The organism is Vibrio sp. L85, from assembly GCF_963871815.1.
Classification (GTDB): Bacteria; Pseudomonadota; Gammaproteobacteria; order Enterobacterales; family Vibrionaceae; genus Vibrio; species Vibrio harveyi.
In genome coordinates this window covers 388,861-396,834 of record NZ_CAWMYL010000022.1, presented here as the reverse complement: position 1 = coordinate 396,834, position 7,974 = coordinate 388,861, and the positions used below count along the sequence as shown (strand labels likewise).

The window sequence follows — 7,974 nt, the reverse complement described above, 5'->3', positions numbered from 1 at the left end:
TTCATCGGTAGAGACCGCATCATTCACTGCTACCGGCGCGTCATTCACAGGATTAACCGTTACCGCAACTGTTGCATCGTTTGTGAGCTGACCGTCTGAGATGGTGTAGCTGATGGTTGCGTCGCCATTGAAGTTTTCAGCAGGTGTGAAGACCAACTTACCATCTATTCTCTAGATCGCTGTCATTCGCCAAAACATCGATAGTAACCGCAGTATCTTCATCTGTTGCAACAGTGTCGTTTACTGCCACTGGTGCGTCATTCACTGGATTAACCGTCACCGCAACCGTTGCATCGTCTGTTAGCTCACCATCAGATACGGTATAGCTAATCGTCGCGTCGCCATTGAAGTTTTCAGCAGGCGTGAAGACCAACTTACCATCCACGATGGTAACGGTGCCTTGTTCTGCAGGTACTGACGCATTGGTAATGGTTAATTGGTCATTCTCTGGATCGCTGTCGTTCGCCAATACATCGATAGTAACCGCAGTGTCTTCATCTGTTGTTGGTGCGTCGTTGACTGGGTTAACCGTCACCGCAACCGTTGCATCGTCAGTTAGCTGACCATCTGAGATGGTGTAGCTGATGGTTGCGTCGCCATTGAAGTTTTCAGCAGGCGTGAAGACCAACTTACCATCCACGATGGTAACGGTGCCTTGCTCTGCTGGTACTGACGCATTGGTAATAGTTAATTGGTCATTCTCTGGATCGCTGTCATTCGCCAACACATCGATAGTAACCGCAGTGTCTTCATCGGTAGAGACCGCATCATTTACTGCTACCGGCGCGTCATTCACAGGATTAACCGTCACCGCAACTGTTGCATCGTCTGTTAGCTGACCATCTGAGATGGTATAGCTGATGGTTGCATCACCATTGAAGTTTTCAGCAGGTGTGAAGACCAACTTACCATCCACGATGGTAACGGTGCCTTGCTCTGCTGGTACCGATGCCGCTGTGATAGTCAGCGTATCGTTTTCTGGATCGCTGTCGTTTGCCAAAACATCGATAGTAACCGCAGTGTCTTCATCGGTAGAGACCGCATCATTCACTGCTACCGGCGCATCATTCGCAGGATTAACCGTCACCGCAACTGTTGCATCATCGCTTAACTCACCATCTGAAATGGTGTAGCTAATCGTTGCGTCGCCATTGAAGTTTTCAGCAGGTGTGAAGACCAACTTGCCGTCAACAATCGCCACTGTACCCTGCTCTGCAGGTACTGACGCATTGGTAATGGTTAATTGGTCATTCTCTAGATCGCTGTCATTCGTCAATACATCGATAGTAACCGCGGTGTCTTCATCGGTAGAGACCGCATCGTTCACCGCTACTGGCGCATCGTTAACTGGGTTAACCGTCACCGCAACTGTTGCATCGTCTGTTAGCTGACCATCTGAGATGGTGTAGCTAATTGTTGCGTCGCCATTGAAGTTTTCAGCAGGTGTAAAGACCAACTTGCCGTCAACAATCGCCACCGTACCTTGCTCTGTTGGTACTGACGCCGCTGTGATAGTCAGCGTATCGTTTTCTGGATCGCTGTCGTTCGCAAGTACATCAATAGTAACGGCGGTATCTTCATCTGTTGTAACAGTGTCGTTTACTGCCACTGGTGCGTCGTTGATCGGGTTTACCGTTACAGTAACCGTGGCTTCATCAGTTAGTGTGCCATCTGTTACTACATAAGTAACCGTCGCTTCACCGTTAAAGTCTTCTGCAGGTGTGAATATCAACTTACCATCAATAATCTCTACTGTGCCTTGTTCTGCCGGAACAGTTGCCGATTCAATACTTAGTGAATCACTATCTGCGTCTTGGTCGTTAGCCAATACATCGATAGAAACCGAAGCGTCTTCATCGGTCAAAACGCTGTCATCTTCAGCAACCGGAGGACGAGGGTTGATTGCTGGCGATGTATTATCTGAATTTGCTGCGTTCAAAATAAGATCCGCGAGCGATAGGTTTTGAGTTTCAGACAAACCTAGTGCTGCGATACCCGTCGTTTCAAACAAAGTGCTAGCAAGTATTTCTGCTCCTGTACGCTCAACAGTCCCACTTTCTTGCAAACTGGAGCCGGCATTCTCACCCGCAGCTGGGGCAAACTCTTCATTCAGTAATGTCGGGTCTTGCCCGTCTCTAAGAGCGTCAATAATTTGAGCAACATCTTGAGTGATGTCTTGCTCGTCTTCTTCTGTTGCAACTTTAACTTGAAGTTTTTGTGGTTCATCTTCGATGACTGCAACAATCAGTTCGCCCGGTAATGGTCGCTCATTCTCGGCAAGAACCTTCAATTGCCCATTCAAATCTATTACGACTAACTGCTCACCAACTGGAACTAAGGAAGTACGATCCATATAAACCTCTGACATAAAAATACTGTCAACATTTTGACCAATGATACTTATTAGCTATATATTGCCCGAATACATTCCACAATAACAGCGCATTAACACTTAATTTCAACTTTTGAGTCACATATTACCTATAAAAGTGTATCTAAGACCTTATTGGGACTAGATCACAAAGATACGGTCATTAATTCTGTTTAAATCATTGAAAATATGATCTTTGTCCAGAAAATAATTAGAACAACAGCTCATAAAGTGTAAAACTAAATATTCAATATTAATTATAGCAACTAGTCACATAGTTGATTGTTAATAGCATTGTGCGTTAGATTATTGACGCCTATAGAGTTGTCCCTATTTATAAGAACAATTTCTCGCCTTCAGACATGACTAAATCTAGGAGAAACAAAGTGAAGTGGACTCGTGCCAACGCCATATGCTTTGGTGTGCTTGCCGTTAGCCCTGCTTTCGGACAAACACTTGAGCAAGCGGTTGAAAATACACTTATTAGCAACCCAGACATCAAAAGTGCGTTTAATGAATTCGTAAGTAAGCGGTATGTGAATGAAGCCTCGAGCGGTGCTTATCTTCCTTCTGTCGACCTAGATGCAGGCGTCGGATATGAAGGGATAAACCCAGCAGAGAGTAATCGTAAGTCTACTGATTTAACGCGAAAAGAAGCGACAATTACGCTAACCCAGCTTATTTGGGATGGTTCAGCGACGCTTAACGACATTGACCGTACTGCTGCGGATGCTGAATCCGTTCGTTACCAATTATTAGCAGATGCTCAAGATAAAGCATTAGAGGTAGCTAAAGTCTACCTGGATGCCGTTAAAGCCTATGAAGTACTGACGCTTTCTGAAAATAACCTGAAAGTGCATAAGAAAATCTATCAAGATATCAAGAAACGTGTAGATTCAGGTATTGGTTCGACAGCGGACTTAACGCAAGTAGAAGCTCGTTTAGCTAAAGCACACGGTAACTTGGTAGCTGCTCAGAACAACTTGTTTGATACGCACACGATCTTCACACGTCTTGTAGGTCAAGCTCCGCAAGGGCTTATCTTCCCTCGCGCAGATCAAAACTTCATTCCTTACACAGTAGATGATGCGATTGATTTGGCATTTAATTCTCACCCAGTGATTAAGATTTCAAAAGCGGATGTTGATTCGGCTAAGTTCCAGTACAAACAGTCTAAAGGTAACTACTACCCAACAGTTTCTGTAGAAGCTTCGCAAACATGGCGTGATGACGCAGCTGGTGTCGAAGGAAACAGTGATGAAACAACAGCGATGCTGCGTATGCGTTACAACCTATACAATGGTGGCAGTGACTCTGCAAATGCCGAAAGTTTCGCCTACCAGTTGAACAAAGCAAAAGACTTACGTGAACGCGCATATCGAAATGTAGAAGAAGGTTTACGCCTTTCTTGGAGTGCACTGGATCTGACACAACAACAGAAACAATTTTTGTCCGATCACGTAGATTCAGCTTCTGAGACAGTTATTGCGTACGAAAAACAATACCGTATTGGTAAACGTACCCTACTTGACTTATTGAACACAGAAAACGAATTGTTTGAAGCTCGCAAAGACTACTTGGACGCGAAGTACGCAGAACAATACGCCAAATACCGTGTGATGAATGCGACTGGTCAACTATTGAATGCGCTTCGCGTTGATGTTCCAACTGAGTGGAATCAGAAGGTGGAGTACTAATTATGCAAGCAGTAAAGATTCTTTTCTCGTTGGGTCTTATCGTCGCAGCAAACCAAGCATTTGCGGAAGACGAGTATGAATACATGCAAACACCAAATGCTCAGCAAATTGCAGACCTACAAGATGACGATGATGATGGTGTGATTAACGCAAGGGACCTTTGCCCTGATACGCCGGCAACGTCAGAGATCGACAATGATGGTTGCGGTGAGTACATAAAGTCGTCTGAACAAATGCAAGTCCGTGTATTGTTCGCCAACGACTCTGATGAAATTAACCCTGTATTCCATCGCCAAATTCGCCAGTTGTCTGAGTTTCTCAAAGAATACCCGACAACCTCTATCGAGCTACATGGCTATGCGAGTAAGGTAGGCGGCGCTTCTCATAACTTAGACCTATCAAAACGTCGAGCAAATAAAGTGCGCTCTGCGTTATTAGGTTACGGCATCAAACCGGATCGCGTTCGAATTGTTGGCTATGGCGATACTCACCTTGCTCAACAAGGAACAGACGAAGTGAGCCACGCACTTAACCGTCGTGTAACGGCCTCTGTTGTAGGCTACAAAGGTGAAATTAAAAAAGAGTGGACAATATTTACCACCCTTCCAGAGAACACACTTTAAGGAGCTTCGGCTCCTTTTGTTTTTCAACCTTGTTAAACCGTATTATGCTTTTGGAATCGGCACTTTAGTGTTAACCTACTCGCGTCATAACAATGAGAGTTTTGAAATGAGCAAACTTACATCAGATATCCAAGCAAACCTTGACCTTTTCGTTGCTGAAACTAAAGAAAACCAACTAGTTTGGGGTTTACGCAATGAAGAAGGTTGGCTATCTTGCGATTCAACTGAATTCGAAAACAGCGAAGTCATGCCTTTCTGGTCATCTAAAGAAGATGCGCAGGCACACAACGTTGAAGAATGGGCAGATTTCGAAGTACTAGAAATCCCACTAGATATCTTTGTTGAAGATTGGCTACTAACTCTTGCAGAAGACGGCGTTCTTGTTGGCACAAACTGGAATGCACAGCTAGAAGGTAAAGAGGTTGAACCTCAAGATCTAGCGAAACTATACGTAGGCTAATTCCCTAGGACCTCAGCACCGTGCTGGGGTCTTCTTTTCTATTACTTACCTTTTCGATGTAAAGCTCGACCGAGCGCATAGTTTTCATCACCCCACTATCTATACCCTTCGGCTTTTGTCACAATGACTCACTTCCAATTGGTATATCATACTGAACAAACAATATAGCAATAACATAAGGTTACATCACTATGCGTACGCTGCTTACTTTGCTTGCGTCTCTCCTATTAGGCAGTCAAGCAAACGCAAGTGACACTCAAAGCATCACTCAATGGCATTCTGTTTATCTAGCTACAATGAAAACAAATTCCAAATCTGCGCTCCACATGCTTCAAGACAGATACCACACTGCTGACTCTAATAGTGAGAAGCTATACGTCAGTGGTTTGATTTACGAATACATGTCGAATATCAACCAGCCTTACTTTGGTAGCAGTCAGTTTCTGGAAAATCACTTTGCAAAGTTGGAATCAAAGTACATTCAAGCACTGTTAGAACGCAAACAGGGTGACTACGACGCTGCAGTAAACTTGTTCACCTCATTACTGCAAAGTGCTAAACAGCGCGCAGATATAGAAACAAAAGCGTTAATGAACTACCAGCTTTGCTACACCCTCAATCAACAGGGTCAGTACCACAAGGCTAACTTTTTCTGCTCATCGCTTAATAACCACTTAACTAACGACCACAAAGAGAGTATTCCTGCAGATCTTGCGCTGCGTGTAATCGCAAACAACTTCGACTTCCGTGGCGAATACGATATTGCACTTAGCTTGTACCGCCGACTCATTAATGAAATGCCAGCGCAAAGCGACCCCACAGGTGTTTATAACGATGTAGGTAATTTGCTGAGTGAACTAGGTCAATTCGAACAATCTGAACAATACCTAATTCAAGCACTACTTGCTCGACAATTAGAAGCCACACCTCTTGAAGTTGCTCAAGTGGAACATAGCTTGGCATCCATGTATTACAAATCTAAAGATTACGAGAAGTCCATCAGTCACTATAAGAATGCGCTAACACTACTCGAAGAACTGAATTACCCATACGGCAAAGGACTAACTTATCTTGGGCTTGGTTCTGCCTACGTCGATTCTGGTGACTTAAAAAGCGCCGTTCCCCATATTAAAAACGCTTTAGAGTTGGGCAAAGAGTACGAAAACGAACGCTTACAAACTGAAAGTCACTTGGCGGCAGGCTTCGCTTACCTAAAATACCGCATGTTGAAAGAAGCACTAGAACACGCGAATGCCGCGTTAGAGTTGGCAAACAAGAACTCAACGACCGCGTTGCAATCAAAATCTCAATTGTTACTCTCGCAAATCTTCCAACAACAGAATGAGTATGAAACAGCTCTATCCCACTACCGCGAGTACGCAACGTTGGAGTTAGCAAACCGAGATGCCAACAATGTAAAAGCAATCGAAGCGCTAGACCTAACGAAAAGTGAATATGAATATGAGTTGCAACTCGTAAAAATTGACAACGAACGTAACTTAAAACTGCTTGAGCTTAAAAAGCTTGCCGAGCAACAGCGAGCGTACAACTTTGTAGTATTTGTGTTACTCGCTGTTTTGTTGGTCGCACTCTTTGCTCTACGAAAAATAAAGATGGAATCTCGTTTAGACAAGTTAACAGGCTCCCTGAATCGGAGTTCAATCATCGAGAAAATCCGTTCTCAATCGATCAGCGCGCCAGATGATATGCGCTACGTACTTGCACTATTCGACCTAGACAACTTTAAACTGATTAACGATAAATACGGGCATCCAGTAGGCGACTTAGTCCTAACTCAAGTCTGTAAGTCACTTCAATCTAAACTAAATAAAGGAGAATATTTGGGACGTATTGGAGGAGAAGAGTTTATCTTGTTACTAAAGAATGTGGATGAAATTGATGTGCCATTTCGTGTTCAAAGCCTTCACAAAACCATCTCAGAAAAGCAGATAAAAACAGACGACGGTCATTCGGTCAGTGTCACAGCAAGCTTGGCCTATCTCTCTACATCAAAACCACTTAGTAATTTTGATGAGCTGTATTCGATATTAGACCAAGCTTTGTATCAATCAAAAAGAAATGGGCATGATGCCGTGATTGATGCTTATAACGAGCCTATTGATCTTCCGCTTTCTGCTTTTGAATCAACGACTGCATAACAGTGTCTTTGTTATTCAGGTAATCATCTAAGCCCGCTTTGCGCAGATCGCAAGACGGGCAATCACCACAGCCATCACCAATGATTCCGTTGTAGCAAGTTAGAGTACTTTCACGGACCAGTTGCAACGCATCGTACTGATCTGCCAACGCCCATGTTTCCGCTTTATTTAGCCACATCAGCGGTGTTTTGATGTCGAACTGACGGTCCATGCCTTTTACTAAAGCACTGTTCATCGCTTTCACAAAGTCATCACGGCAATCAGGGTAACCACTAAAGTCGGTTTCACACACGCCAGTAATAACGGTTTCAGCACCAATTTGGTATGCATAAATGCCAGCTAGCGTTAGGAACAAAATATTACGACCCGGAACGAATGAATTCGGCAAACCGTTCTCTTGAAGTTCATGAGAAACTGGAATGTCATCGCGAGTCAAAGAGCTGATTGCTAGTTCGTTCAGAAGACCTACATCCATGACTTTATGAGCAGCAACACCAAGATCTTTTGCTACTTTTTCCGCAACTTCGATCTCTAACTTATGACGTTGACCATAATCAAATGTGATTGCATGTACTTCATCAAACTCTTTTAACGCTTGAACCAGACATGTTGTAGAGTCCTGTCCACCACTGAAAACAACAACTGCTTTTTTCATCTTTTTCTC

General features: G+C 43.8%; 7 protein-coding genes. 4 read left to right on the top strand and 3 right to left on the bottom strand.

Going from position 1 to position 7,974, the window contains the following annotated elements; translation table 11 throughout:
* Positions 1-156: cadherin-like domain-containing protein (locus tag AACR11_RS29845; RefSeq protein ID WP_416316090.1), on the bottom strand; the 156-nt coding region annotated here is incomplete at its 3' end.
* A gap of 1 nt (position 157) precedes the next feature.
* Positions 158-2,353: a tandem-95 repeat protein gene (locus AACR11_RS06380; protein ID WP_189338787.1), complete on the bottom strand. Its 2,196-nt coding sequence runs from the start codon at positions 2,351-2,353 to the stop codon at positions 158-160.
* 404 nt (positions 2,354-2,757) lie between these two features.
* On the opposite strand from AACR11_RS06380, the gene AACR11_RS06375 reads away from it, so the two are divergent.
* The 4 genes from AACR11_RS06375 (at position 2,758) to AACR11_RS06360 (ending at position 7,310) form a co-directional block, all read left to right on the top strand.
* Positions 2,758-4,068 (top strand): TolC family outer membrane protein, encoded by a 1,311-nt coding sequence (locus AACR11_RS06375; protein ID WP_009696936.1) that lies wholly within the window; start codon positions 2,758-2,760, stop codon positions 4,066-4,068.
* A gap of 2 nt (positions 4,069-4,070) precedes the next feature.
* On the top strand, positions 4,071-4,691 hold the full coding sequence (locus AACR11_RS06370) for an OmpA family protein (protein WP_005451972.1): 621 nt from the start codon (positions 4,071-4,073) through the stop codon (positions 4,689-4,691).
* Between the two features lie 106 nt (positions 4,692-4,797).
* Complete coding sequence (locus tag AACR11_RS06365; RefSeq protein ID WP_005451971.1) at positions 4,798-5,151, top strand: DUF2750 domain-containing protein; 354 nt, start codon at positions 4,798-4,800, stop codon at positions 5,149-5,151.
* Between the two features lie 191 nt (positions 5,152-5,342).
* Entirely contained in the window at positions 5,343-7,310 is a 1,968-nt protein-coding gene (locus AACR11_RS06360) for a tetratricopeptide repeat-containing diguanylate cyclase (RefSeq protein WP_029789724.1), read from the top strand.
* Here AACR11_RS06360 and queC read toward each other — a convergent pair.
* The gene (gene queC, locus AACR11_RS06355; RefSeq protein WP_029789726.1) at positions 7,267-7,965 is read right to left on the bottom strand and encodes a 7-cyano-7-deazaguanine synthase QueC; all 699 of its coding nucleotides are present in this window, start codon (positions 7,963-7,965) and stop codon (positions 7,267-7,269) included. The genes AACR11_RS06360 and queC overlap by 44 nt on opposite strands.
* Positions 7,966-7,974: the final 9 nt, after the last annotated feature.

Coding starts and splice junctions, on each gene's coding strand:
- AACR11_RS06380 (WP_189338787.1), bottom strand. CDS start 2,353: ATGGATCGTACTTCCTTAGTTCCAGTTGGTGAGCAGTTAGTCGTAATA.
- AACR11_RS06370 (WP_005451972.1), top strand. CDS start 4,071: ATGCAAGCAGTAAAGATTCTTTTCTCGTTGGGTCTTATCGTCGCAGCA.
- AACR11_RS06365 (WP_005451971.1), top strand. CDS start 4,798: ATGAGCAAACTTACATCAGATATCCAAGCAAACCTTGACCTTTTCGTT.
- AACR11_RS06360 (WP_029789724.1), top strand. CDS start 5,343: ATGCGTACGCTGCTTACTTTGCTTGCGTCTCTCCTATTAGGCAGTCAA.
- queC (WP_029789726.1), bottom strand. CDS start 7,965: ATGAAAAAAGCAGTTGTTGTTTTCAGTGGTGGACAGGACTCTACAACA.